The sequence below is a fragment of the Brevundimonas sp. NIBR10 genome, from assembly GCF_027912515.1.
In the GTDB taxonomy this organism is placed as follows: Bacteria; Pseudomonadota; Alphaproteobacteria; order Caulobacterales; family Caulobacteraceae; genus Brevundimonas.
The window spans coordinates 79,561-101,706 of record NZ_CP115464.1; the positions used below are offsets into that span (position 1 = coordinate 79,561).

Below are 22,146 nucleotides of genomic sequence, written 5' to 3' on the forward strand. Positions count from 1 at the left end.
AATCCCTGTTCTGGGTGTAGGTTCCCGGCATGTGCAATCTCTATTCCCTGCGCAAGGGCCCGGCAGCGATCATCGACCTGACCCGGGCGCTCTCCAACAACGCCGGCAATGTCGAGCCCCGTGATCTCTATCCGGACTACGCTGCGCCGATCGTCCGCACCGATGCGCACGGCGTGCGCGAACTGGCGACGGCCCGCTGGGGCATGCCTTCGTCCAGGAAGGCCCTCTTGGACGCCGCGACCCGGCGAGCGGACAAGCTACGGGCCAAGGGCAAGCCGGTGGATTTCGACCGGCTGCTGGAGCTGGAGCCTGACGCCGGCACGACGAACGTCCGCAACTCCAAGTCGGCCCACTGGCGCCCGTGGCTCTCACCCGCCAACCGATGCCTGGTCCCGTTCACCGCCTTCAGCGAGCCGGGTCGCGACGCCGAGGGGCGCTACAAGCCCGTGTGGTTCAGACTGATCGACGACGATCCCGAGCCACTGGCATTCTTCGCAGGCGTCCACGTCCGCGACCACACCTGCGTCCGCAAGATCAAGACGGGCCTGGAGACCTGCGACCTCTTCGCCTTCCTGACGACAGACCCGGTCGAACCGGTCCGGACGGTTCACCCCAAGGCCATGCCTCTGATCCTGATGACGGAAGAGGAACGCGAGACCTGGATGCGGGCGGACTGGACCGAGGCCTCCGAGTTGCAGATCCGCGCCCAGCCGGAGGCCTTGCTCGAGGTGTTCAATCGAGGCGCGATGACCACATGACCGACCTTCCAGTGAAAACCTTGAGTCGCTCTACGATCGTGATCACCGCTGCGATTGTGGTGCTTGTGCTGGCTGCGGGAACGATCTTTTGGGCCGGACAGATTCGGGCACAGCGCGTTGCGGTTTTTGAGCGGGCAGCTGACTGTACGAGCCACAGCGCTTGCACTGAAGAGGCGGGCCTTCGTTCCGCAGCCATGGCCGAAGTCGCCCTGGATGTTAGTCTTCTCCAAATGTTCCTGTCTGCGGCGAGCGTCGTCGCGATTTTTGCCACGGTCTATTATACCGCAAGATCAGCTGGCGCTGCAGCAGACAGCGCTAAGACAGCCGCCGATCAGTTGGCGAAGAACCTTGAGAAAGAAGTCATTTCGAGCCGGGCATACATCGTCGGGTCACGCCCAGTCAGCCAAACCGTCTGGCTTCATGGAGATTATCCAATAGGGATTGAAGTGAACTTCAGAAATGCGGGTAGGACGCCAGCGAAAAATATTCAGTTCTGGGCTGACCTTGTGGCTCAGAGAGAGGGTGACTTGATTGAGGATGTGTTCATCGAACTGCCTCCTGCGCCCCTGCCGTTTACTGTACTGATGCCCGATCAAAGCGAGAATATCCGGCTTTGTCAGTCTTACGTGATGTCCCAGTCAGATCGTGAGAAAGTCGAACAGCTCAAAATCACACTCATGATCGCGGGTATAATTCGGTACCAGGATGCGTTCAACTTTGAGCGAGAGTCTCGGTTTTCCTACCTGTATCGTCACGGCACAGGTTGGAACGCTTCTCGGCAGCACGACACATTCACCTAGTTGCCCCAAGGTTCATCGCCGCCTGCTGTTGACGGACCCAGTCCTGAAGGGCTGAGAACCGCGCGGCGTCCGCGTGACAGACGCCGTAGTTTTCCGCGATGACGGTGCCTAGCCGGGACGGGGCGACGTCACTGGGCTCAAGGAACCCGGCGGGGTCATCAGGCCTGCCGGAGGCGTCGGAAAACGGGCGGCCGGCGGTGCCGGTGGCGGCCGCGTCATGCAGGCGCACAAGGCCGACAGGCAGAGCGTAGCGAAGATCAGCTTCAGCGGGGACATAGACGGGAACCTCCTTGATGATGGTCTGGGTGACGGTGCGGATGCGGGCCTGTTCGGCCGTGGCGCGGGTGTCGATCGCCGTGGTGATGTCGGCCTGGTCGCGCTCGCGATCGAGCGCGTCGCGGATCGCCGCCGCGCGGACCTCGGAGGCGTGGATGCGGACGCTGGCGGTATCAGCCGAGGCTTTCCAGTCGCGCACCGTCCAGCCCCCGGCGAAGCCGATGGCCAGCATGACGGCCGCCGTCAGCGCATAGCCGCGCCAGCCGGCGACGGCGGAGAGGAGGCGGGTCATTTCAGCACCTTGCGGATGAACGCGCCCATGAGGGCGATGGGGGTCAGGAAGCCGAGCGCAAAGCCCACGGCGAAGGCCAGGGCGACGGCCAAGGCGACGATCACGACCGCGCCGCCCGGGCGTAGGCCGCCGCCAGCTTCTCGTCGTACTTGTTCTTGCGGTAGGCCGTGCCGTTGTAGCCCCGCGCGAAGGCCGCCCAGTCCAGGCGGCGCAGCGGGGCGATCAGGCCGTTGGCGGCCAGGAAGCCCTCGAACGCCTTGAGCTGGGTCGGCTCGTCGCGCGCCATGGCTTCGGCGAAGTCGAACGGCGAGCCATAGCCGCAGGCCACGTGGTTCTCGCCCAGGATCTGGAAACGGCCATAGGAGGCGCTGGCGAACCCGGCGTCGATGTCGAGCTCGATCATGCTGACCAGCTGGTCGTAACGCGCCGCCTGAAGGCGGGGGTAGGGGCGCTGGCCCCAGGTCGGGTAGCTGAGGGTTGGATGGCTGCGGTCGAACCGGTGCTGGGTCGCGCGGCTGAATCGATGCGGCTCCGGCAGGATCTTGGGATAGCCGTCCTGGAACCCGACCCCGGCCGCCTCGGCCTCATCGACGGCCTTGATCGCGGCATAGGGGACGCCCAGGCGCGCGGCCGAGGCTTCCAGGTCCTGTCGGGTCAGGCGGGTGTCCGGGCCATCCTCAAGTGCGCGCAGGATCGCGGCTCGCGTCAGACGGCCCCACATGCCGTCGATCGCGCCGGCGTAACGGCCGGTTTCGGCCAGGCGTGTTTGCAGGGCCCTGAGGTCCATGGGTCTCTCCAGATTGTCGAGGGGTGGATCGGTGTGTCAGGGTCGGCGGATGACCGACCCCGAGATCGTGCGAAAAGCGGTGCAGGCCGCGATCAGAGAGGCGAACCGTCCGGACGGCCGCCGCATCCCGTGGCTGGACGAGCGGGCGCTCGAAGCCGTGGCGATCGAACGCTATCTGGCCGAGACGGACCATCGTGCGCCCGAATGAAATCGCTCACCCTCGCCGTGCTGTTCGTCCTGACCGGGTTTGACCCCATCGCCGGCAGCATCGCGGCCGTTCAGGAATGGCGCGCGATCGAGGCCTATGACCGGTGCGCGGCCGGGGCTGGAGCGCTGAACGATTGGGCCTGCGAGTGAGGGACCGGCGCGAGGCGTTGATGCTAGCCGCCCTGGTCGTCGTCACGCTGGCGATGGGCGCAGTGACCGCGTGGCAGGTTTGGCAGCGGTTCGCCTGGTAGAATCGAGGACGGCCCCAGGGCCGAAAGAGGGCGCACGGCGTGCGCCGAGGCGGTCAGCACTCGTCCGACAGTTCCGGCGGTGAGTTGCGCGGACGCGATGGCCGACGGATGCGATAGTTCGGCACAGGCTGATCCGGCGTCAGCCGGTCCAGCATTCGCGTGTTGGCGGCGTCAAGGGCCTCGGGCAGGGTGTCGCGGACCGCCTCCTTGACCGCCCCGACGTCGGCCGCCCGGACCTCGGCAACGACCAGCCGCCCGTCGTGGATCAGCATGCTGGCCAGCATGATCGTCGAGGTGATCGCGCAAAGGACCAGAAGCCAGACGAGGCCTTCCGGGATCTTTCCGGCATAGCCCCAGAGCTCGAACGCGGCGAAGGCGCAAGCCAGAGCGACTGCGTCCATCAGGCGGCGGACCAGGACATTCGTCGAATAGGCTGATCGCACCATAGGCCGGAACAACTCGGCACGGGCGAAGACGGTCAGTCCGACGATGACGACGGAAACCAGGGTGGCAATGGCCGTGATGCTCATGGCGTTGGCCTCATGGAGGTCAGCCACCGCAGGGCAAGATCACGAAGGGTGGCGGGGTTGGAGAGAAGTTTCAGGGCCCCGAAGACACCGGGCGCGAAGCGCCACGCGCCCATGCCGATGCCGAATCCGACCGCGCGCAGGTCGGAGGGCGTGGCGTCCTGGAAGAACCGGCCGGCCTGTGGCCCCAGATAGGCGGCGACGATCCCGCCGACCAGGACGGCGAACAGGCCCTCGATCGCGGCCCTGACCACATCCCGACGCTCGACCGGCTCGGGGCCCAGGGACACAACGCCGATGTGGACCATGGCCGAGACCAGGCCGCCCGCCGCGCCGGCGACCGCGATCCATTCGGGGTCCACGGTTCGCGGGCTGATCACCCCGGCCCAGGCTGCCACGCTGACAGCCAGGTTCAGGACGAAGCCGATCCCAAGCGCAGAGCAGGGCTCCAGCCATCTCACGACGCGATTCATGGGCGATACTCCGCGCCGGTTTTTACAGAAAGGTCAGGCCGCCGCCGCGACCAGGGCGTCGATCGCCGCCTGGCGGTCGGCGAAGGGCTCGGCGATCGCGGCCCCGCGCAGGGTGCGGAAGGCCATCCACCGGCTGGCCCCGGTCATGCCTGCGAAGACGTCCTCGCAGCGAACATAGCCCAGTACCCGGTTGTCGACCGACACCTCCCAGACCTGATAGGCGACGACGGCGTTCCAGAGTTCGCGGGGGAAGTTCAGGACGATCATGCCGGGTCGCCTCTGGTGAGCATGTTGCTGATCCCGCCCGTCACCGAAATCTGGCCGTGAAGGATGGAACCGTGATGGGGGGTCACGGCCCGGGCCCGGAAGGTCAGCTCCAGGCCGTCGGGCACGACGTCGAGGGCGATCCCGCCGAACGGCGAACCGTCGCCCTTGACCGAATACCAGGGATGGTTCGGCGCGGGGTTCCAGGTGGCGACGCCCCCATCCTGGCCCAGGGCATAGTCGCAACAGGCGGTGCCGTATCCGACCTGTTGGACCGTGCCGTCGGCCTCGACCGAGACCTTGCCGCCGCCGGCGGGCCGCCCGTCGGCCGGGCTGCCGAGCAGCACCTTGCCGATCTCGATATAGCCCATGGCCGCGACGCCGGGAAAGCTGCCCTCGGCCGGGATGCCCCTGTGGGTGCCGCCGGCCATCTGGAGCCCGACACCCTGTTCCAGGGTGATGCAGCCGGTGCGCAGACCCAGAGGCCCGGACATGTCGGTGTCGCCGCCCTTGTTGCCCCAGTCGCGCACGCCGGACACCGGGCCGTCGCCCATTGGATAGCGGCCGAGCGTCGCGGTCGCCGCGCCGTCCGACTGGGACTCGGCCAGGTTGATGATGTTCGTCTGGTAGACCATGGCATCATCCCAGGTGAAGGTGCCTGCGTTCGCCCCGGTCAGGTCGGCCGTGACCTTGATATCGCCCACGACCACGTTCTCGTCGCGCTGGTCGGCGCGCACGCCGCGCGGGAAGGGATTGATGTCGCCGTCGACCAAGCCGTTGCGGGCGAGGTTGCCGCGTACGTGAACCTTGCCCTTGGTGCCGGTCCCGTTCCTGAACCACACGCCGTACTTGGCATTGACCTGTTCGTCGCTCGCATTGTGGCAGGTGACGTCGATGTCGAAATCGCTGAACAGGCTCTCGCGACCGGCCGGGGTGGCGAAGGTGTCCATGTCCACCACGACGGCGGCGTAGCAGCCCTGGCTCTCGAAATCCTCGATCCGCACGTTCAGCAGGGGCTGATTGCCGGTGATCCTCAGACCGAAGGACGCCGTGTTCAACAGGCTGTTGCGCGGGTGATGGATCGACACCCGGCTCAGGGTCTGGCCCCGGAACAGATAGGGGGTGGTGATGTGGAAGTGGAAGACGTCGTCGTCGAACCCCGTCGTCACAAGCCGGGCCCCGGTCGAGAAGGCCAGGTTGCACCAGCCCTCGACCTCGATCGGACCGGCGACCTCGCCCCCGCCCTCGGGATCCGTGAACCACAGGGTCGCATTGTCGTCGGCGCAGGCCTGAGCCAGGGCCGTCAGGGCGGCGGTGTAGGCGGCCGGCTCGAGGCCGCGCGGGATCTCGCCCTCATAGCGTTCGCCGCCCATGCCGAGCCGCTCGCGCCCGGCGGACGCCGCCGCCACCTGGACCCAGTCGCGGCCGAAGTCGCTGGCCGCATAGTTGCCCGGCATGCCGATCGGCCCGGCCGAGCCGCGCACGATGCCGACCCCCTGGGCGTCGCGGTTGATGGTCAGCTCGCCGCCCTGACCGCCGGGCGGCGGCGCATCGCCCTCGACCGGGGCGCCGTTCAAGGCGGGGTTGATCGGCAGGACACCCAGGGCCAGCACCGCCACCGTGTCATCCTGACGATGTTCGCGCAGCCGCCACTGGTAGCTGAGCGGCGCGCGGTCGGCCATGGCGGCGGCGGGGACGCGCAGGCTGATCCGGCCGCCCGCCTCGAACAGATAGCCGGACGCGCTTTCGATCGAGAACCCGGCGTCCTCGAACAGACCCGAGACCGGGGCCATGGTCAGGCTGAAGGTCGAGCCGGTAAAGTCCGACGCCTCGCCGTCGTCGCTGAACAGGAAGTCCTGAACCCAGTCGGCGTCGGCGAAGACGGGCGTCATCAGGCGCGCGGGTACGGTCGCGACGGACATCGGCGTCTCCTCAGAATTTCTGGATGCTGAGACGGGTCGTCAGGACGACGTCGATCAGGTCGGCGCCGGTCGCCGACATCTTGAGGACGAACCGTTCGGCCCCGCCGTGCCGGAACCGCCACTGGCGCGACAGATCCGACCAGTGGTCGCCCTCGCCGTCGATCTCCAGGCTCTCGATGTTCTGGGGCGAACCGCCGCCGCCGATGATGGCGCTGGACCAGGTCCCGGAATCCACCTTGCGCTGGTTGGTCGTGCCCGAGACCGGCAGTTCCCAGATCTCCCAGGCACCGGAGGGGGCGACCGTCGTCGAGCTGGACCGGGTGCGCGGGGTCGGGGTGCTGATGTTCAGCCCCATCGACACGTTGAAGATGGCCGTGGTCGTCACCGCCTGGGCCAGGGTGAAGGTCACGATGTCGGCCATGGCGCCCGAAACCGTCACCGGGCTGGAGGTGAACATCTCGGAATAGAGTTCGTCCTGGGCGATGCCCTGGCGATAGGTCTTGCCGTCCGTGCCAAGGGCGAAGTCGGCATTCGCCACCTCCGCGTCGGCCGCCTGGACCGTGTCCGACCCGAACCAGAACAGGACGTCGCCCGACCGGCCTGCGACCAGACGGTTGCCGTCCAGGGTCAGGTCCAGCGCCGGGTCCGTGGTCGGATCGTTGACCACGCGTTCAATGGCGATGGCCTCGACCAGCAGGGGTTCCGAGGTCTGACCCGACGCGACGACCACGACCAGCTCGACGTCGATCGGCGCATCCTCGACCTCGCCGGTCAGGGCCGGGAACAGTCGGGGCGGTGGGGTGGTCAGGTCGCGGGCCGAGGCCGACAGCATCGGCAGTTCGACCCAGCCCTGGTCATTCGGGGTCTCGGGCGTGACGCGCCAGCGGGCAGCGATCCCGGTGATCGGCGAGCCGGCCCAGGGCGGGATGGAAAAGCTGACCCGGACGCCGCTGGCCGCGCCCTGGACACCCAGCAGGACCGGGGCGGGCGGCCGGGCGGTGCGGTCCCCCGTCAGGGTCGAGGGCGAAGGCGTGCCCGCCGCGTCCTCGGCCGCGATCAGGGCGGGGGCGACGTATTTGCGGGCCGTGATCCGCGCGGTCAGATCCTCGGACGGTTCGATGCCGACGATCTCCAGATCGCTCGACAGGGTGGTGGCCACACCCCAGGTGATCAGGTCATCGGGCCGGGGGCAGTCGGCGACCGCGCGCGGCGTGGCGAAGACGATCTCGCGCGAGGATCCCGGCGTATTGACCAGGTCCACGCCGCGCACCGCCGTCGGCCCCGAGCCGCCCCCCGAGCTAACCATGAACCGCATGTCGCAGGCATAGGCGACGCCGGTCGTCATCTCGACTTCCTGGTCGAGGCGCAGGCCGGTGACCAGTCCGCCCGCCGTGCGCACCGCCCGGACGCGGGCCTCTCCCAGGCCTTCGCCGACGGCCCGCCAGCTGACCAGCACCCGATCGCCGAAGCTGCAGGCGACGTGTTCGACGTCCGTGGTCCAGGTCTCGACACGGCGTTGCAGGGTGCGGCGCGTCAGTTCCCAGACCCCGTCCTTCAGGGCGCGCGTCCGGGTGCATTGCCCCTCGACCCGCCAGGCTTCCAGCCGGGACGCCGCCAGCAGGCCGCCGCCGGCCACAGCCGCGTAACCCGTGGCATAGACGATGATCTCGTCGGCCTCGCCGCGCCGGTCGATATTGGCGAACTCGACCCGCAGGGCATGGACCGGCTCGGGATAGACGATGGTCCCGGAGCGGTCGCGCAGGTTGCGGCCGTTGAAGATCTGTTTCGGGGCCGGGCGTTCGGCCCAGCAGGCCGCGACCATTCGCGAGCCGTCCCACCACAGCCCCGCCCGGCCCGCCGTCTCCAGCAGCTTGAGCGCGTCTCGCTGGCTCTTGCGATCGGTCAGATACAGGCCGGCCGTCCAGCCGCGCGTGACGCAGGTCTCGGACCAGGCGCGCAGTCCGGTGTCGGCCTGGCTGGTCAGCAGCGGTTTGGCCGGGGCGGGGCCGGTCAACAGCCAGCGAACCAGGGCGGCCGGGTTGCTGGTCGCCGCCGTCGTGGACCAGTTCGACCCGTTCCAGACCGAACAGACCGGTTCGATCCGGCAGGTGATCGGGGCCAGCGTGCCCTGGTTGACGGCCGAGGCCTTCACCCGGAACTCGATCACCGACAGGGTCTCGTCGACGATGGGCTTGCGGAAGGCGATGGCGCGGATGGCGGTCAGGATGACGGTGTCGTGGCGCTTCTCGCTGGCGTCCGGCGGGGCCGACCGCTTGAGCTCGAACTCATATCGACCCAGCGGGAGGCTGACCGAATGGGTCGCACGGACCGGCTCGCGCGTGCGGTTGGACAGGGCCGTCGTGCCCGCCGCCGTCCAGGATCCCGTCGGCACCCCGAAGGCGTCGATTTCCCGGCGACGCACCGTCACGGTCACAGAGGCCGTCTCGACCCGGCCGTCGTCCTTGGCGAAATACAGACCCTCAGGCAGGAACAGGTCCAGCTCGAACAGCTCACCCTCGGCGCCCGCCGCATGGACCACGACGGTCGTGCCGTCTTCGTTCAGTTCGTCGGTGAAGCCCTGTTCGTCGGTGTCGTTGGGATAGAGGGAGAAGGTGCGCGGCCCGGGCGTCAGATGCTCGACCGTCTCGATCTCCCCCGCCGGCAGGCTTGAGACCAGGGTGTCGCCGATCCGCATCTCGGTCGCCACGCAGGGCCCGTAGTGCAGGCCGAGGATGCCATAGATCCAGACGTCGTCGCCGATCGCCCGGGTGAAGGTCTTGACCGCCAGGTCCGGGGCGACGACGCAGGCCCCCAGGGCCAGCGGCATCGAGGACCAGGGGCGATACTGGTTGGATGCCGACTGCAGGGCGTAGCGGTCGCCCGAGGCCCCACCCTGGCTTTCCGGTTTGAAGATCGCTGCGCCGATGAACTGACCAGCGGTCGTGATGGCGGCGGCCGCAGCAGCCTGTGTGAGCAGGAGCGCCGTGCCTTGCAGCGCCGTCTGGGTCGCGAGCGCTCCTCCCGGCCCGGCGATGGCGAAGGCGGCGACCATGACGGCGATCTGGAACAGGGCCTGGCCGACGTCCTTCTTGCCGCCGCCTCCGCCGCCCAGGGGCTCGACCACGATGTTCAGGACGTCGTCGGCCTGGAGGATCGTCGCCAGGGTCTCCGACCGCGCGAGGGGCTTGCCGTTCAGATGCACGACGGTGCAGGCCAGATCGGTCTGGGTCAGCATCCCGGCATTGATCGCCTGGACCAGGACGTCGCGGACCAGACCACCCGGGCGGGCGACCAGGGGGCCGGCCACGGGGACGAACGGCTGGGAGACGACAGCCTGAAGGTCAGACATGAATGACCTCCGTGACGAAGCGAGGGACGAAGAACCCGACGGCGCGATAGGGGCAGTCGCGGTCGTCGAGGTCGGCCAGGGTGGTCCCGACGCCCATGTCGGCATGGACGAACCCGGTTCGCGAGGTCATCAGCCCGACATGGCCCGAACGGCCGAGCCAGTTCAGATGCACAACCGCGCCGGGCTGGGCCTCGACCGGCCGCCAGACGGCCAGCCGGTCGGCGATCAGACGCGCACGCCGTGCGCGGCCGCTGGACGTGAGGATCAACGCGTCATACGCGTCGCTGTACGTCTCGATCGCGACGTCCAGATGGGTTCGGTAGATCCAGCGAACGCAACCCCGGCAGTCCCAGCCGTCTGGCCTGTCGCCCTTGCCCAGAAAAGGCGACCCGATCACAGGCGCGATCCGAGCCAGCAGGTCGTGCGGCACCACCATAGGGCCGGGCGCATCAACCGAGACGACCACCTAGAACTGCCCCGGAGTGGTGGACGGCGTGTAGCTGACGGCGCAGGCGGGTTCGAGATCGAAGTCTTTGGGCCGCAGGACCGCCGAGGCCTCGACGTCGTTGAAGTCGGACTGGCCCAGGGTCGCGCCCTCGATCGCGGTCTCGACCACGTCCGGCGCAGCGACGCGCACAAGGCGCAGCGAGATGGTCGGCGGCTCGACCGCCGCCTCCATCGCGCCCTCGATCCGGCTGTCGACGTTGGCGATGGCCACCTTGCCGGTGCCGAAGGGCTGGTCCTCGGATGCCCCCGCCCAGGTCAGGCGGAACGGCAGATAGGGATACTCCTCCCCGTTCGACGCGATGCCCTGGCGCAGGCCGGACAGCAGCCGGTCGGGGCAGTCGCTGACCCGGATCGGATCGACCAGACTGTCGGCCGAGATCTCGACCAGCTGGGCCAGGGGCTCGACCTCGCTGGCCCACAGGGCCTCGACCATGGCGGCGGTGACGTCGGGCATGTCAGGCGACCGTGAGCTGCAGGCCGACGTCCATGATGGTCGTCAGGCCGAGGTGGGCGGAAGGCTTCGGTGCGCCGTCGGGCAGCCAGGTCGCGACGCAGAGTTCGTCGGTGTCGGGCCGCACGATCCAGAAGCGGTCATGTCCGGCGCGATAGAACTGGTCCAGCACATCCAGTTCCGGCGGCGTGCAGCGCACCGAACCGCGCAGATCGACGGGCGGCTCGCGGTACAGCAGCCGCGTCTTGTTGATCCCGGACGCCGACTGGAACCCCGTCCGGTTGGCGATGGGGGTGACCTGGGGCGGATTGCGGAACGGGCGCAGCGGCGGCCAGGCCGGCAGGTTCAGGTTGGTGTCGGTATGCGTCCCCGGATCCCAGGGATGGGGATGGGCCGCGCCCGTCGGGGTGACGATCAGGGGCTTGAGATAGGTCAGGGCGGCGGCGCCGGCCGAAGGCGCGACCATCCGGGCCTGGAGCATCAGCTTGGCGGTCGTGGCCGGGGCGACCACCCGGCCCCAGGCGCGAAAGAAGGTCTGGCGCAGGCCGCGCACCCCGACCCCCTCGGCCGAGTATTCGACCGGCGAGACCGTCAGGGGCGTGGTCGAGATGTCGCCCTCGCCCGCATTGACCCAGACCACCTCGGCGAAAGGGGTGACCGGCACCCCGTCCACCGAGGCCGCCAGCAGCAGCGACACCTCGGCCGTCTGGCCGACGGTGATCGTGGGCCGGTTGCCGACGGCGTTGCGTGTCAGGACGGTCCCGCCGCTGGACACCGACCCGGCGGCGACCAGTCCCGCCCGGCCGGGCGCGCCGCGAACCGAGGCGTCCAGGCTCAGGGCCAGGTTGGATTCGTATCCGGACGTCAGTTCCAGGAAGCCGGCATTGCGCAGACGGTTGGCCATGGTTCAGCGCCTCCGGGCCTGGGGCGTCATGGACAGGCTGCGCATCAGGGAGCCGTCGGCGCCCATGCCCCGCACCGCGCCCTTGACCGCGTCCTGAAGCACGATCTGAAATCCACCGCCCGGCATGGGCCGGGGTTGGGCCTCGACCTGGGCGCTCGACTGGTTGACGACGGTGATCGGCATGTTGACCGTGGGTGCGGCGGCCGAACCGCCGCCACCCTGAGACCGCATCCGGGCGTCGAAATCGGACATGATCCGCTGGGTCCGATCGGTGTCATAGATGCGGGCCCCGGCGGGCAGGTCCATCAGCTCCATGCCGTACTCGCCGACCTTGTGCAGGCCGCCGCCTCCGACCACGCCGCCCCGCCCCCGTCCGGGCAGGCTCAGCAGGCGCATGGTGGCGAGCACGCCCGAGGCATTGCCGACCGAGGCCGGGGCCCCGCCGGTCGGAAGGCCGCCGCCCGTGGGGGCCAGGCCCCCTGACGCGCCGCCGAAGACACGCCCCGTGAAGTTGGAGATGAACGACCCCAGCAGACCCTGCGATCCGCCTTCCTGACCGCTGCCGAACAGGGCATTGCCCAGGGGTTCGATCAGCATCCTCTGCAGGGCGATCTTGAGCAGCGCATCCGCGACCTGGTCCAGCGCATCGACCGCGACGCGGCCCATGTTCGAGAAGGCCTCACCCGCGTTGTCGGCGTTCCTCCAGGCGTCGATGAGACCGCCGTTCAGATTGTCGAGCGCGTCGAGCGCCTGGCCGGTGACATACTCCCCGGCTTCCCCGGCCGACTTGAACTGGGCATCCCGCCAGGCCTCGACCGGTCCGGCCGTCCGGCGCTGCATGTCTCGGGTCTGACCGGCCTGGATTTCGGGCAGTCGCGACAGGGCCTCGACCAGGGCCGCGCGCTTGGCCGGTTCCTTCTCGGCCTCGATCGCGGCTTCCAGGTCGGCCTTCTGCCGTCGCTGCGCCAGCTCGAGGATCTGCGTCTCGATCGCCCGACGCTCACCGGCGGTGCGGGCCTCGGCCGAGGCGAACTGGAGGATGGTCTGGAGCGTATCGGCATGGATCCGCTCGGCCTCGGCGGCGGCCTGTCGCGCACGCTCCCGATGCTCGGCTGCGATGGCCTCCTCTTTGTCGGCGCGCATCGTCGCGCGCAACGACTTGAGCTGGACGATCCGACGTTCGATCGCCTCATCGTCCATGTCGGCAGCCTGAAGTGCCGATCTCAAACGGGCAACCTCGATGGCAGCCTCACGTTCGTCCATCTGGAGCAGGGCCAGGGCGGCGTCCGCGCGGGCCTCAGCTGTGTCCAGGCGTTCAGCCTCGGCCGAGACATTGGCCCGCTGAATCTGGATCTCCAGCCGGGTCAGTTGTTCAAGAGCCCGCTCGCCCTCGCGTCGCTTCTGTTCCTGCTGTCGCTCGGCCTCGCTAGGACCGCCGCCGCCACCGCCGCCGCCGTTCCCGTGACCTTCCAGCTCGAAGCCCGAATCACCTGAACCCTGCAAGGCGGCACGCATGCCGGCCATCTCATGCTCGTCCGAGTACATGTCGCCCTGACCCGCTGACGGCGGCGCGATTCCTCCGGTGGCAAGTTCTCCGATCCTCTGAAGCCCGCCGGTCCCCGGCATCGCCCGGCCCAGAGCATTGAGCCACCGAACCCAGGTCGGGGCCTTGGACTCGATATTGTCGAACTTCACCGACAGGTTGCCGAGCATGGCCCCGGCGTTGGCCAGGGCCGTGGTCAGCGGCTCGACCGCCGAGAAGGCCAAGGTCTTCAGCTGCTGTCCGGCCAGTTCGGCCTTTCGCTCGGCGGCGTCGAGCTTCTCGACGGTTTCCTTTTCCAGGACGACGCCAAGCTCTTCCGAGGCCGCGAGCAGATCGCGGAGCGCTTCCGAGCCCAGTCGCAAGGCGGGCAAGGAATCCTCGACGCCGAACGCCCGGGCCGCCGCAACCTGTTTCGAGCGATCCGTGATCTGACCCAGACGATCCGCCAGCAGGAGCATCATCTGATCGGCCGTCTCGATACTGTCGAGGTCCTCCTTCTTGATCCCGAGTTCCTGGAACCAGGGCTTCAGCTTGGCATCCCCGATGCCGATCTTGAACTTGCCGAGGGTGCCGTTCAGCTTCTCCAGGTCGCTCTCAAGCGTCTGGACCGGAACGCCGGCCTCGTCGGCGACGTAGCGCCATTGCTGCAGCGCCTCGACGCCGATGCCGATCCGCCCCGCCGTGTCCGTCAGACTGGCGGCAGCCGTCGCCGCCTGGTTGGATACCTGGACCGCCGCCGTCGCCGCGACGACGAGGGCGGCCATACCGGCGGCGGCGGCCAGGCCCCAGGGTCCGAACTGCTGAAGGAGGTTCCCGACAGGCCCGGCCCGGCCCGCGAAGGCTTCAAGGCCGGAGTTGACCTCCCGGACGCCGCCATCGAGAGCCCGCATTCCAGCCGTGGGCTGGCGCATCGCCCGATCCAGCTCGCGCGCGGCCTTGGACCCCGCAGGGCCCAGGGTCGCCAGTTCGCCTCGGACCTGTTCAGCCCCCTTAAGCGAGAGCCTGAGATTGATGCCGCCGCCGTCGGCCATGGTCAGCCTGCATCCCGGGCGAGACGTTCGGCCTCGGCGCGCTCGGCCTCGGCCTCCATCCGGCCCTGTTCGATGGCGCGGAACACGGCGAAGGCCGCGCCGACATCGGGCCGTTCCTCCACCCGACTGCGATCGGCCTCGAAGGCCAGCAGGGCGGCCTGATAGTCGAGCCCGGCGATGGCCCCGCCCATCCCCGCCCGCAGCCAGAGGCCATAGGTCGAGGTCGCGATCGCCCAACAGGCGATGCCTTCAGGCGTGCGGGGGGTGAGCGACAGGCGGGGGCAGAGTTCGCCCTCGACCGACGCGCCCTTGACGCAGCCCTCGCCCATCTCGACGCAGGCCCGGCAGCGCTCGGCACCGCCCGCCCAGTGATCCTTCGCCAGCTTGCGCAGCCGCACGGTCTCGGCCGCCATCGGGCGGCGCGGGCCTTCCAGCCAGGCGAGGAAGGGTGTCAGCAGGGGCGTGCCGCCGGGCGGGGGGCCGTACAGCAGGGCGTTGCGGATGGCGTCGGGATCGGTGACGTCGAGGGGTTGACCCGTCTCCGGGTCGTCGATGCCCTCCCAGTCGGTGAGGCACCGCTGGGCATAGAGGCACGCGGTCAGGACCGAGGCATAACCCGCGATCTGTTCCAGCTTCAGCGCGCCGCCGGTGTCGGACTCAGGGTCCAGGCCCAGAGCCTCCAGACCGGCGCGGCCCTCATAGACCCGCGCCATGGCCGTGGCGACGTCCGACGCGACGACGGTCTCGATCCCGCCGTCCGGGCGGGTGAGACGCCAGCGCACGCCGGGGGCCAGGCCGACCCACTCCGGCGCCGGGGCGGACCATGCGGGATGCGTCGGACCCATCAGGCGTAGCTCGACACGCCGTTGGTCAGCTGGGCCACGATCATGGCCGCCCCGACCCCGACCTCAGCCCGGCCGCGCAGTTGCACGTCCAGACGTCCGGGTCCGGCGCTGGCCACCCCGACCTTGGCGAAGCGGACGTTGCGGATACTCAGGAACAGGTCGAGCGAGGCCGACAGCGGCATCGACAGGTCGATGTTGACCGGGGTCGGCAGATAGGCGCCGCTGGCCAGCTTGCCCATGTCGCGGATCGCGGCCCCCTTGAACCGGGCCGTGATGTTGACGGCCGCCGTGCGGCCCTCCAGCTGGACGTCGTCGATCCACGGCGACCCGGCATAGCCGTCCTCGCCCAGGACATTGGTCAGGGTCACGTCGCCGGAGATGACTGCGCCCATGGTCACGCCGTCGGCCAGGACGGTGCCGATCGTGCGCGGCACCCGGTTGGTCAGGCCCAGGGCCGTGGGCGTCCCCGCGACCGTGCTAGCGTACTGGTCGCGAAGCTGGCGGGTGACATAGTCGGCGTTGATCCGGGTGTAGCCCCGGTCGGATCCGATCGGGAAGGACAGGGACCGCATCACGGCCCCGATCGCCCCGTCGAACTGACCCGACGCCAGTTTGCGCTCGAAGGTCTGTGTCGGGATCTGGGTCGTCGCCGAGGAGAAGGTGTGGACATAGGGGCCGGCCCCGGTCGTGACCGGCGCGCCGAAGAACTCGGTCAGGACATGGCCGACCTGGACGATGTCCAGGGGCCAGACCACGCGCACCGAGCCGCGCTCGATGTCGGGCGCGGCGGGACGGGCATCGATCGAGTTCTGATAGCCGCCGCCCAGGACGTCGTCGTCCTGGGGTTCCTGCTGGGGCGAAGGGGTCCAGTCGTAGAAGTGGCGGCGGGTGAAGGTCTGGTCCGGCGAGACGGCCGGGGTGATCAGGTTCGTCTGGGCCGCCGAATAGAGTTCGGCCAGACGCCCGCGCGGATCGTTGGTGGTGGTCATGATCTAGCCCTTCGTCCAGAGGCGCACGCGCGGTTGCGCGAGCTCGATGTCGGCGTCGGTCGCCGGACGCGCGAGGCCGTCGGCCTTCAGCGTCTTCGCCACCTTCGAGGTCACCCCGATCACTTCACCCCGCGACAGGCCGCGATCGGGGTCGGTCGTCAGCACGACCAGCCAGGCCTGGGCCTCGGGCAGGGTCGAGACGCCGGGCTCCGCATCCGCCATCGGATCGACGGTTTCGGGCGCGTTGTCCCCGGACGGGGCGACTGGCGGGACCGGCAGCTCGGCCGGATCCGGGGCGGTGTCGGGGGCGGTGTCAGGCATGGGCGAGGTCTCCTCAGCCGGCGGCGTGCGCGGCGGTGTAAAGGACGCGGATGGGGCCGACGGCCGTGGCCGTGGCCGGAGCATTGGGGAAGGCGACGTCGTCGTCGCGCTGGGCCGGCTGGAGCTCGGCGTAGACCTCCGGGCCGAGACCCAGGGTACGGTCGGCCGCAATGAGGGCGGCCAGATTCTCGACGCCTTCGTCACGACGCGCACGCCGTGCGCTGCGGCCGGTCGCGTTGGTGTCGCCCGCCCCGATCTCTGCGCGGACGGCGTAGGCGACAGCGGCCTCCAGTTCGAGCTCATAGAGGTTCTCGCCTTCGGGTCCCGACAGGACCGAGAGAACATCGGGCGGCGGGCCGTCCTGAACCGCGACCGCGTGCAGCAGGCGCAACGTCCCCGGCGGCTGGGCGGCGACCTCGTCCCAGTGCGATGGCTCCGGTTCGTCGATGACGGCCGCCGGGAAGAAGCCGTTGCTCCCGGCCAGCATGGCGACCAGTGCCTCCAGGATCGCCTCGCGGGTCGTGCTCATCGGTCGCTCCTGAGGTCGGCGGGCAGCAGGGTTGTCAGGGCCTGGGCGAAGCCGCCGGGGAAGCCCGCCTCGATCTTCTCCAGCAGGGCCCGGCCCTCGACCCGCTTCTTGAGCGTCGCCGTCTTGGTCAGGGCGAACAGCACGGTGGCCCTACGGTTCTGGTTCCTGGCCAGACGGCCCGTCGGCGTGAGGGTGGACCGATCCTTGGCGATCAGGACGCCGGTCTGGCGGTCGGGCGCGATGATCGGCACCAGATCGACGCCCAGCATCATCGCGACCTGGTCGGCGTAGCTGTCGTCCTTCATGAACTTGCCGAAGGCGTTGCGGCCGACGACGCCCCTTTTCTTCTGCTGTTGCAGACGACGGACGATGGCCTTGGCCGGGCCGGTCGGGATCGCGAGGAACTGGGCGTTGCCGCTGACCTTGATCACCGTCGACATCGAGAAGGCGTCGATGATCAGGCCCGCGCGGGTGTAGATCCAGCCGGCGACGTTCAGGCTGTCTTTGTCCTTGGGATAGGTGTTGCCACGCCAGGTCTTCGACAGGGCCGCGCCCTTGTGGAAGCCGCCGGCGACGACGTCGGCCCGCAACCGGTTCTTGCCGTCCTGGACCACGACATCCATCGCAGCCCAGTAGATGCGCTCCAGCGCCCGGTATTGTTCGTCGATCGAGGCCTGCAACCGGCCCTGAAACGCGAGGGCCAGGTCGCTGTTCTCGCCGTCGATCGTCAGCTTGAAGCCGACATTCTCGCCGTTGTTCATGCGCCCGCCGCGCAGCAGGCCGGTCGTGCGCATGTGCGCCGGGATGCTACGGCCGGTCGAGACGCCCCAGGCGGAGCGGGTGGACATCAGCCGGTCACCGGACAGAGCCAGTCCCGCCGATCCATCCGGTCGTCACGCCAGGGCTGCCCATGGATGACCAGCAGCCGCGCCCCGACCAGAAGGGTGTCGCCGTCGCGCGGCGAGACCCCCGGTGCCGCCGCCTCGGCCGCCGCGACCGAGATCCGCGCCACATCCGCCATCTCGATCAGGGTCATCCCGGCCTGACGCGACGGCCGCTCGACCTGTTCCAGGATGACCGGCAGTGTGGCCACGACCGCATCGGTCCGGCTCCAGGTCGCGGCCGTGTCGTCGGCCAGGGCGGCGAAGACGGCCGTATCGAGTTCGGCGGCGAGATCGGACCAGGGCATAGGACTCAGTCGAGGACGAGGCGGGCCTGGTCGGCCTCGGCCTCGGTCGCCGGGCGAGCCCAGCCCCGGCCGACCAGGTCGTCGGCGCGGGCCGCCGCCGCCAGGACGATGGTCCGGCGCGGCACGGCGCGGCCGTCGGGTCCGGTGACGCGAGACGTCAGGAGTACGATCGCGGCCGGGCGACCCGCAGCCTCCGCAGGGGCCTGGGATCGGGGCTTGCGCGAACGCGCGCCGGCGCGCGGCGCGGCGCGGACGGCGGGATCGATCCGGGCCTGGGTGCGGGGCGAGGCGTGGGGGCGCGATTCGGGCGAGGCAGGGCCCACAGCGGCCTCGGGGGCTGGCGCTTCAGGAGCGACCGGCTGCGGATTCTCAGGCTCCGGAGCCGATTGCGGCGCGGGTGGGGCGAGGTTGAACGGATCCATGGTCGTCTCCAGTCGGAAAGGGCGGGCTTGTCGGAGCCGCCTGCGCGGCGGCTCAGAAAAGCCCGCCGCCCGGGGGACCGGGCGGCGGCAGGTTCAGGAGGAGAGGAAGGCCTCAGGCCGCGCCGAGGTTGACCCGTTGGAGCACCTTGGGCCGGGTGCAATAGGTGATCGGGTTGGACTGGGCCTCGAGCTCGAGGAACTTGTTCTTGCCCGAGGGGTCAGGCACGGCGAGGGCATATTTGATCTGCCCCAGGGTGTTGACCGCCTCCATCGTATCCGCCGGAGCAAAGAGCTGGGCGAACAGGCCGGGAACGCCGAGGGGGAAGATCCGGGCCTCATCGGTCGGGATGGCGACGGCGCCCTGGCCGCGATAGTTCTCCCAGGTGACGTTGCCGTAGTTGAAGATCCGCGAGCCATTGCCGCGCAGCTCCTGGGCCGCCGCCGTCGCCAGATAGAGGGCGCGGGTTTCCGGATGGGAGATCAGGGCGTCGAAGAAGTCGTCGCCCGCGAAGGCGTGGTAGCCCGTCGGGGTGAAGCCCCCGAGCTCGGCCTCGATGCGACGCAGGGCTCCGGTGATGATGCGCTTGACGGGCGAGCCGTCCGACTCGGTCCAGGCCGCCTCGAGCAGCAGGCCCACGTCGGCAGGTTCGGCGATCCCGAACTTGTCGAACAGGTCCTCGATGACCGATCCGTCGGCGTCGAGGACCAGGCCCTGGATGGCCCCGAGGCGATGGTATTCCAGGGTGAGGTCGAGGGACCGCGACATCTTGAGCAGACGCTTGTCGCGCACCTCCTGAACGCCGACCAGCTGGTTGGCGGTGCCGAAGCTGCGCACGTTCTGGATCTCGTCGGCATAGATCCGGTCCTCCAGTTGCAGATGGACCGACTGGAACGCGACGGCCTCGCGGCGGTCGATGGCCACGGACTTGCCGGGACCGCCACGCGGCGTGGATTGCACCAGGGCGAGGGTCTCGCCGATCTTCTCGATGAAGGCGCTGGTGGTGTTGATGCCCTCGACGTCGAACACGTCCAGTTCCATCAGGCGCTGGGGGACGTAGGCGATCTCGTTGATGGCATGGGTGAGGGAGGTCGTGCCGAACAGGTTCGACTTGAAGACGTCCGCGACGGTCAGCATGGCTGTTTCTCCGGGCTGTGTTGAGCTGAGCCGTCACGCGGGTGCGGACGGCGGATTTAGGCGGCAGGCGAGTTGAAGGCGGTGGGGCGGCCTCGGCTTGCGGAGACCGCCCCGTGGGGATCAGGCCCGGACGATGACGCCCATGGCCTTGAGGGCGGCGATGGCGGCCGTCTTTTCCCCGGCGTCGTGGTCGTCCCAGACCAGGCGGGCGGCGATCACCTCGGCATCGCGGACGATGGCGACGGCGCGGGCCGTTTCGCCGACGCCGGTGACGACGCCGTCGTAGAGGATGCCGGCGACGTTCTGGGAGCCGTTGACGCCCTCGGGATCGTGTTTGACGTACTGGCCCTCGCCCGTCGCAGCGGCATCGGTCACCGTGATGGTGAACTGGTCGCCGATGGCCGGATCGGTCCCGGCGTCGGTGATGGTGAAGGGCCCGATCCCGCCGATCGTGGCGGCCGTTCCCGTCGTCGCCTCGCCAAGCGCGACCCCATCGGGCGATTCCAGAAGGAAGGCGGCCGTGGCACCGGTGCTGACGGCGGTCAGTTTGTAGACGCCCGTCGGGGTGCCGACCGCGACGGCGGGCGAGGCCGTGATGGTGGCCGCGCCGGTATTACCCGCGACGGCCGCCGCCGCCGCCGACAGGGTGCCGATCGAAATCAGGCCCAGGACAGCGCCGGCCAGCAAGGTCTGGCTGGCCGCGACGACGATGTTTTCGCGCGAGCGATAGTGGTTGGCCTCCGACAGGAGGAATTCCGGGCCGACGCCCGCTTCGATGAGACGATCCATGATGGGTTTCCTTCAGGTTTGGATCACGCGCTCAGACAGGCCGGGGCCGGTTGCGCAGGGATGGGCGAGGCAGGTCAGCGACGGGCGGCGGGGCGGTTCTTCGCCCAGGTCGAGGAGGCCGAGGCCGGGCCCTTGTCCTTGCCGGTGTCGGCGTCGGGACCCAGGCGCTGTGACCCGGCGAGGACCGAGGCGAGTTGACCCTTGCCGGCACCCTTGGGGGCCTTCGACAGCAGACGCACCGCGCGGGCCTCGGTTATGCCGGGCGTGAAAGCCAGGTCTTGCGCCATGTCTTCGCGGCCCTTGGCCTCGGGATGGTTGAGGATGGCCTTGGCGACCTTGGCATCGACCTCGCCTTCCTCGTCCTCGTCGCCGTCGGCGGCGTCAGAGGTGGCCTCCTCATCGGTTTCGTCTTGGTCCGAGACCTCGTCGTCCTCGCCTTCGTCTTCATCGGCGGGAGCTTCGTCCTCGGGCAGCTCGGCGCCGAGTTTGCGGATCTGGTCCTTGGAAAGGCCGGCCTTGCGGGCGGCGGCCATCACGGCGCTACGCTTCATGTCAGTGTCCTTCGTGGCTGCGGGTGCCCGGTTCGGGGCGGGGGAAGTGGAAAGGCGGGCGGCGGCGAGATCGCGGATGGCGGCGAACGCCGTGCGTTCCGTCGCGATCTCGTCGACCAGGCCGTGGTGCAGGGCCGAGAGGGCGGGGTTGTCGGAATCGCCGAAGAAGCACCCGGCCTCGGTCGCCAGGACGGCCTCTTCGGTCAGGGTCGGGCGACCGGCCAGGACGTCGGCGACGAACCAGCGGCCGCACTGATCGATTTCGGCCTGTAGGGAGGCCTCGGCGGTTTCCGACAGGGGCGCAAAGGGGCTGGCGTCGGCCTTGCGCTTGCCGAAGGTGAAGGCGCGGATCTCGAGGCCGTCCTTTTCAAGAGCCCCGGCCATGCCGCACCAGGTGACGACCGCGCCGATCGAGCCGACCCCGCTCTCGCGCGCCGCGACGATCCGGTCGGAGGCGCTCGGCTCCCAGTAGGCGGCGCTGTAACCATCGCGCAGGAAGGCGTGGATGGGCTTGCCGCCGGCGGCATCGCGGTTCGCCCGCTTGAAGGCGGCGAGTTCGGGCAGGCCCGCATCGACGACGCCGCCGGGCGACCGCACGACCTCCCAGATCGCGCCGACGCGAGCGTCCGCGAACATCTCCTCATAGGCCCGGTAGAGGGTGTCGTAGCCGTGATACCAGGTTTCGCCCCAGCCGAAGCCCTCGGCCATCAGGGGCCCTTCGATCTCCAGGATGCCGACGCCGTCCTTGAGCACCCAGCCGGAACCGGTCGCATCAGGTTCACCGACCCAGCGCGGGGCGGTGGCCAGGGGTTCGGTGCGGACCTGCTGGTCCTCGCGGCCCGCGAAGGCGCGGCGAGCGCGGCCGACGAAGGTGGCCAGGGGCGAGCCGCGTTCGCCGGCCTCGACCCCCAGCATACGGGCCAAGGCCGGAACCGAGGCCTCGCGCATCAGAAGGGGGCGGCCGGACAGGGCGGCGGCCAGACGGGCGGGATTGCGCATTGAGTTACCGGACAAAGAGGCGCCTCGCTTTCGAG

General features: G+C 69.3%; 25 protein-coding genes. 4 read left to right on the top strand and 21 right to left on the bottom strand.

Annotated features, from left to right (window positions below; genetic code table 11):
- Positions 1-29: 29 nt before the first annotated feature.
- Complete coding sequence (locus O5K39_RS00395) at positions 30-758, top strand: SOS response-associated peptidase family protein (protein ID WP_271145330.1); 729 nt, start codon at positions 30-32, stop codon at positions 756-758.
- On the top strand, positions 755-1,558 hold the full coding sequence (locus tag O5K39_RS00400) for a hypothetical protein (protein WP_271145331.1): 804 nt from the start codon (positions 755-757) through the stop codon (positions 1,556-1,558). The genes O5K39_RS00395 and O5K39_RS00400 overlap by 4 nt, the downstream gene beginning before the upstream one ends.
- Here the strand turns inward: O5K39_RS00400 and O5K39_RS00405 are convergent.
- Together O5K39_RS00405 and O5K39_RS00410 are read right to left on the bottom strand one after the other, a co-directional pair.
- The gene (locus O5K39_RS00405) at positions 1,551-2,126 is read right to left on the bottom strand and encodes a hypothetical protein (RefSeq protein ID WP_271145332.1); all 576 of its coding nucleotides are present in this window, start codon (positions 2,124-2,126) and stop codon (positions 1,551-1,553) included. The two genes, O5K39_RS00400 and O5K39_RS00405, sit on opposite strands and share 8 nt — an antisense overlap.
- 100 nt (positions 2,127-2,226) lie before the next feature.
- Entirely contained in the window at positions 2,227-2,913 is a 687-nt protein-coding gene (locus tag O5K39_RS00410) for an N-acetylmuramidase domain-containing protein (RefSeq protein ID WP_271145333.1), read from the bottom strand.
- Between the two features lie 49 nt (positions 2,914-2,962).
- Here O5K39_RS00410 and O5K39_RS00415 point away from each other — a divergent pair, with 49 nt between their 5' ends.
- A complete protein-coding gene (locus O5K39_RS00415) occupies positions 2,963-3,121 on the top strand; it encodes a hypothetical protein (protein ID WP_271145334.1) in 159 nt (52 codons plus the stop codon).
- Positions 3,118-3,270, top strand: coding sequence for a hypothetical protein (locus O5K39_RS00420; protein ID WP_271145335.1), 153 nt, complete (start codon positions 3,118-3,120; stop codon positions 3,268-3,270). The genes O5K39_RS00415 and O5K39_RS00420 overlap by 4 nt, the downstream gene beginning before the upstream one ends.
- 154 nt (positions 3,271-3,424) lie before the next feature.
- Here the strand turns inward: O5K39_RS00420 and O5K39_RS00425 are convergent, their stop codons facing one another.
- The 19 genes from O5K39_RS00425 to O5K39_RS00515 form a co-directional block, all read right to left on the bottom strand.
- Entirely contained in the window at positions 3,425-3,901 is a 477-nt protein-coding gene (locus O5K39_RS00425; protein ID WP_271145336.1) for a hypothetical protein, read from the bottom strand.
- Positions 3,898-4,371 carry a hypothetical protein gene (locus O5K39_RS00430; RefSeq protein ID WP_271145337.1) on the bottom strand — a complete coding sequence of 158 codons (474 nt, stop codon included), beginning with the start codon at positions 4,369-4,371 and terminating at the stop codon, positions 3,898-3,900. The genes O5K39_RS00425 and O5K39_RS00430 overlap by 4 nt, the downstream gene beginning before the upstream one ends.
- A gap of 33 nt (positions 4,372-4,404) precedes the next feature.
- Positions 4,405-4,638 carry a hypothetical protein gene (locus O5K39_RS00435; RefSeq protein ID WP_271145338.1) on the bottom strand — a complete coding sequence of 78 codons (234 nt, stop codon included), beginning with the start codon at positions 4,636-4,638 and terminating at the stop codon, positions 4,405-4,407.
- On the bottom strand, positions 4,635-6,557 hold the full coding sequence (locus O5K39_RS00440; protein WP_271145339.1) for a hypothetical protein: 1,923 nt from the start codon (positions 6,555-6,557) through the stop codon (positions 4,635-4,637). The genes O5K39_RS00435 and O5K39_RS00440 overlap by 4 nt, the downstream gene beginning before the upstream one ends.
- A 10-nt stretch (positions 6,558-6,567) precedes the next feature.
- Positions 6,568-9,906: a hypothetical protein gene (locus tag O5K39_RS00445; protein WP_271145340.1), complete on the bottom strand. Its 3,339-nt coding sequence runs from the start codon at positions 9,904-9,906 to the stop codon at positions 6,568-6,570.
- Positions 9,899-10,372 (bottom strand): NlpC/P60 family protein, encoded by a 474-nt coding sequence (locus O5K39_RS00450; RefSeq protein ID WP_271145341.1) that lies wholly within the window; start codon positions 10,370-10,372, stop codon positions 9,899-9,901. The genes O5K39_RS00445 and O5K39_RS00450 overlap by 8 nt, the downstream gene beginning before the upstream one ends.
- Complete coding sequence (locus O5K39_RS00455) at positions 10,373-10,867, bottom strand: hypothetical protein (protein ID WP_271145342.1); 495 nt, start codon at positions 10,865-10,867, stop codon at positions 10,373-10,375. It lies immediately after the preceding gene.
- A gap of 1 nt (position 10,868) precedes the next feature.
- Entirely contained in the window at positions 10,869-11,768 is a 900-nt protein-coding gene (locus O5K39_RS00460) for a hypothetical protein (protein ID WP_271145343.1), read from the bottom strand.
- Between the two features lie 3 nt (positions 11,769-11,771).
- Positions 11,772-14,342, bottom strand: coding sequence for a hypothetical protein (locus O5K39_RS00465; protein ID WP_271145344.1), 2,571 nt, complete (start codon positions 14,340-14,342; stop codon positions 11,772-11,774).
- 2 nt (positions 14,343-14,344) lie between these two features.
- On the bottom strand, positions 14,345-15,187 hold the full coding sequence (locus O5K39_RS00470) for a hypothetical protein (RefSeq protein WP_271145345.1): 843 nt from the start codon (positions 15,185-15,187) through the stop codon (positions 14,345-14,347).
- Positions 15,187-16,176, bottom strand: a complete 990-nt coding sequence (locus tag O5K39_RS00475) for a phage tail tube protein (protein WP_271145346.1) — start codon at positions 16,174-16,176, stop codon at positions 15,187-15,189. Before O5K39_RS00475 ends, O5K39_RS00470 begins: the two co-directional genes overlap by 1 nt.
- 3 nt (positions 16,177-16,179) lie before the next feature.
- Positions 16,180-16,497 (bottom strand): hypothetical protein, encoded by a 318-nt coding sequence (locus O5K39_RS00480; RefSeq protein WP_271145347.1) that lies wholly within the window; start codon positions 16,495-16,497, stop codon positions 16,180-16,182.
- Between the two features lie 13 nt (positions 16,498-16,510).
- Positions 16,511-17,026 carry a hypothetical protein gene (locus O5K39_RS00485; RefSeq protein ID WP_271145348.1) on the bottom strand — a complete coding sequence of 172 codons (516 nt, stop codon included), beginning with the start codon at positions 17,024-17,026 and terminating at the stop codon, positions 16,511-16,513.
- Positions 17,023-17,874: a DUF6441 family protein gene (locus O5K39_RS00490; RefSeq protein WP_271145349.1), complete on the bottom strand. Its 852-nt coding sequence runs from the start codon at positions 17,872-17,874 to the stop codon at positions 17,023-17,025. The genes O5K39_RS00485 and O5K39_RS00490 overlap by 4 nt, the downstream gene beginning before the upstream one ends.
- Positions 17,874-18,215, bottom strand: a complete 342-nt coding sequence (locus tag O5K39_RS00495) for a hypothetical protein (RefSeq protein ID WP_271145350.1) — start codon at positions 18,213-18,215, stop codon at positions 17,874-17,876. The genes O5K39_RS00490 and O5K39_RS00495 overlap by 1 nt, the downstream gene beginning before the upstream one ends.
- A gap of 5 nt (positions 18,216-18,220) precedes the next feature.
- On the bottom strand, positions 18,221-18,637 hold the full coding sequence (locus tag O5K39_RS00500; protein WP_271145351.1) for a hypothetical protein: 417 nt from the start codon (positions 18,635-18,637) through the stop codon (positions 18,221-18,223).
- Positions 18,638-18,749: 112 nt separating this feature from the next.
- Entirely contained in the window at positions 18,750-19,772 is a 1,023-nt protein-coding gene (locus O5K39_RS00505) for a major capsid protein (protein WP_271145352.1), read from the bottom strand.
- A gap of 120 nt (positions 19,773-19,892) precedes the next feature.
- Positions 19,893-20,561 (bottom strand): head decoration protein, encoded by a 669-nt coding sequence (locus tag O5K39_RS00510; RefSeq protein WP_271145353.1) that lies wholly within the window; start codon positions 20,559-20,561, stop codon positions 19,893-19,895.
- Positions 20,562-20,635: 74 nt separating this feature from the next.
- On the bottom strand, positions 20,636-22,111 hold the full coding sequence (locus O5K39_RS00515; protein ID WP_271145354.1) for a S49 family peptidase: 1,476 nt from the start codon (positions 22,109-22,111) through the stop codon (positions 20,636-20,638).
- Positions 22,112-22,146: the final 35 nt, after the last annotated feature.

Bases quoted from the DNA above. Each gene is read 5' to 3' on its own strand.
- O5K39_RS00395 (WP_271145330.1), top strand. From the start codon at position 30: ATGTGCAATCTCTATTCCCTGCGCAAGGGCCCGGCAGCGATCATCGAC.
- O5K39_RS00400 (WP_271145331.1), top strand. From the start codon at position 755: ATGACCGACCTTCCAGTGAAAACCTTGAGTCGCTCTACGATCGTGATC.
- O5K39_RS00405 (WP_271145332.1), bottom strand. From the start codon at position 2,126: ATGACCCGCCTCCTCTCCGCCGTCGCCGGCTGGCGCGGCTATGCGCTG.
- O5K39_RS00410 (WP_271145333.1), bottom strand. From the start codon at position 2,913: ATGGACCTCAGGGCCCTGCAAACACGCCTGGCCGAAACCGGCCGTTAC.
- O5K39_RS00415 (WP_271145334.1), top strand. From the start codon at position 2,963: ATGACCGACCCCGAGATCGTGCGAAAAGCGGTGCAGGCCGCGATCAGA.
- O5K39_RS00420 (WP_271145335.1), top strand. From the start codon at position 3,118: ATGAAATCGCTCACCCTCGCCGTGCTGTTCGTCCTGACCGGGTTTGAC.
- O5K39_RS00425 (WP_271145336.1), bottom strand. From the start codon at position 3,901: ATGAGCATCACGGCCATTGCCACCCTGGTTTCCGTCGTCATCGTCGGA.
- O5K39_RS00430 (WP_271145337.1), bottom strand. From the start codon at position 4,371: ATGAATCGCGTCGTGAGATGGCTGGAGCCCTGCTCTGCGCTTGGGATC.
- O5K39_RS00435 (WP_271145338.1), bottom strand. From the start codon at position 4,638: ATGATCGTCCTGAACTTCCCCCGCGAACTCTGGAACGCCGTCGTCGCC.
- O5K39_RS00440 (WP_271145339.1), bottom strand. From the start codon at position 6,557: ATGTCCGTCGCGACCGTACCCGCGCGCCTGATGACGCCCGTCTTCGCC.
- O5K39_RS00445 (WP_271145340.1), bottom strand. From the start codon at position 9,906: ATGTCTGACCTTCAGGCTGTCGTCTCCCAGCCGTTCGTCCCCGTGGCC.
- O5K39_RS00455 (WP_271145342.1), bottom strand. From the start codon at position 10,867: ATGCCCGACGTCACCGCCGCCATGGTCGAGGCCCTGTGGGCCAGCGAG.
- O5K39_RS00460 (WP_271145343.1), bottom strand. From the start codon at position 11,768: ATGGCCAACCGTCTGCGCAATGCCGGCTTCCTGGAACTGACGTCCGGA.
- O5K39_RS00465 (WP_271145344.1), bottom strand. From the start codon at position 14,342: ATGGCCGACGGCGGCGGCATCAATCTCAGGCTCTCGCTTAAGGGGGCT.
- O5K39_RS00470 (WP_271145345.1), bottom strand. From the start codon at position 15,187: ATGGGTCCGACGCATCCCGCATGGTCCGCCCCGGCGCCGGAGTGGGTC.
- O5K39_RS00475 (WP_271145346.1), bottom strand. From the start codon at position 16,176: ATGACCACCACCAACGATCCGCGCGGGCGTCTGGCCGAACTCTATTCG.
- O5K39_RS00480 (WP_271145347.1), bottom strand. From the start codon at position 16,497: ATGCCTGACACCGCCCCCGACACCGCCCCGGATCCGGCCGAGCTGCCG.
- O5K39_RS00485 (WP_271145348.1), bottom strand. From the start codon at position 17,026: ATGAGCACGACCCGCGAGGCGATCCTGGAGGCACTGGTCGCCATGCTG.
- O5K39_RS00490 (WP_271145349.1), bottom strand. From the start codon at position 17,874: ATGTCCACCCGCTCCGCCTGGGGCGTCTCGACCGGCCGTAGCATCCCG.
- O5K39_RS00495 (WP_271145350.1), bottom strand. From the start codon at position 18,215: ATGCCCTGGTCCGATCTCGCCGCCGAACTCGATACGGCCGTCTTCGCC.
- O5K39_RS00500 (WP_271145351.1), bottom strand. From the start codon at position 18,637: ATGGATCCGTTCAACCTCGCCCCACCCGCGCCGCAATCGGCTCCGGAG.
- O5K39_RS00505 (WP_271145352.1), bottom strand. From the start codon at position 19,772: ATGCTGACCGTCGCGGACGTCTTCAAGTCGAACCTGTTCGGCACGACC.
- O5K39_RS00510 (WP_271145353.1), bottom strand. From the start codon at position 20,561: ATGGATCGTCTCATCGAAGCGGGCGTCGGCCCGGAATTCCTCCTGTCG.
- O5K39_RS00515 (WP_271145354.1), bottom strand. From the start codon at position 22,111: ATGCGCAATCCCGCCCGTCTGGCCGCCGCCCTGTCCGGCCGCCCCCTT.